Origin of the sequence: Microbacterium sp. bgisy207, assembly GCF_965345035.1 — a bacterium.
GTDB lineage: Bacteria > Actinomycetota > Actinomycetes > Actinomycetales > Microbacteriaceae > Microbacterium.
The window spans coordinates 1-1,371 of sequence record NZ_CBDRMG010000034.1 but is presented as its reverse complement, the minus strand read 5'-3'; the positions used below and the strand labels follow the sequence as shown (position 1 = coordinate 1,371).

Genomic DNA, 1,371 nt, shown 5'->3' with positions numbered 1-1,371 from the left:
GAGTTTCTCGACACCGTGCGGTCAGCTGTGTTGATTATGCCGCGCTGAGCTCGGGGATGACCACCTCCTCGACTTGGTCGCTGTTCATGGTGTCGAGTTCACGCATGGAGTGCTCGGAGAAGTAGCGGCGGTCGCCGGCTTCCCACTCGTCGTGCTGCTCGACCAGGACCGCGCGGGCCAGGCGCAGCAGCGCGGCTGGGTTGGGGAACACCCCGACGACGTCGGTGCGGCGTTTGATCTCTTTGTTGACGCGTTCCAGCGGGTTGGTGGACCAGATCTGCCGCCAGTGCTTTTGCGGGAACCCGGTGAAGGCCAGCAGGTCCTCTTTGGCGTCGCAGAGCATGGCGGCAACCTTGGGGTGGGACCGCTCAAGCATGCGGGCGACCTCGTCGAACTGGGCGATGACATGCTTGGCGTCGGGTTGCGCGAAGATCGTGCGGATCACGCTGGCGACCATGTCCTGGCTGCCTTTCGGGACCACGGACAGCACGTTGCGCATGAAGTGCACCCGGCAGCGTTGCCAGGCAGCGCCCTGCAGCACGGTGCTGATTGCCTTCTTCAGCCCGGTGTGCGCGTCAGAGATCACCAGCTTCGTGCCGGCCAGCCCACGGGCCTTGAGTGAGCGCAGGAAGCTGGTCCAGAACGGCTCACTCTCGGTGTCGCCGACGTCGAAGCCGAGGACCTCCCGGCGGCCGTCAGCGGCGACCCCAACGGCGACGACGATCGCTTGGGAGACGACCCGGTGGTTCACCCGCGCTTTGCAGTACGTGGCGTCCAGGAACACATACGGGTAGGCCACCGGCGCCAGGTCACGATCGCGGAACGCGGCGACCTCAGCATCCAGATCGGCGCAGATTCTCGACACCTCGGACTTCGAGATCCCGGTGTCCGCGCCGAGCGCCTTGACCAGGTCGTCGACCTTCCGGGTCGAGACGCCGTGCAGGTAGGCCTCCACCACCACCGCGAACAGCGCCTGATCGACCCGGCGGCGCCGCTCCAGCAGCGACGGGAAGAACGTCCCCTGCCGCAGCTTCGGGATCCGCAGCTCCAGATCCCCAGCCGTGGTCGACAGGGTCCTCGGACGGGAGCCGTTGCGCTGGGTGGTTCGGGCGGCGGTGCGTTCGAACGGGCCGGCGCCGATCACCGCGGTCGCCTCGGCATCGATCAGCTCCTGGTAGAGCGTCTCGGTCGCGACCCGGATCCGGTCGGTGACATCGGTGAGTTTCAGTTCCGCAAGCAGGTCAAGCAGGGCAGACTGGTCTAGAGCCATCGTGTGTTTGTGTCTTTCTGTGAGTGACTTTGATCGGTACTCACTGACCATCGCACGATGGCTCACCACGTTCACGACGTGACACTCGAGCCCGAGAACTA

General features: G+C 65.5%; 1 protein-coding gene. It reads right to left on the bottom strand.

Going from position 1 to position 1,371, the window contains the following annotated elements; translation table 11 throughout:
* Window positions 1–34: 34 nt before the first annotated feature.
* Window positions 35–1,270, bottom strand: a complete 1,236-nt coding sequence (locus ACSGC5_RS14900; RefSeq protein ID WP_434971350.1) for an IS256 family transposase — start codon at window positions 1,268–1,270, stop codon at window positions 35–37.
* Between the last annotated feature and the right edge of the window lie 101 nt (window positions 1,271–1,371).

Coding starts and splice junctions, on each gene's coding strand:
- ACSGC5_RS14900 (WP_434971350.1), bottom strand. CDS start 1,270: ATGGCTCTAGACCAGTCTGCCCTGCTTGACCTGCTTGCGGAACTGAAA.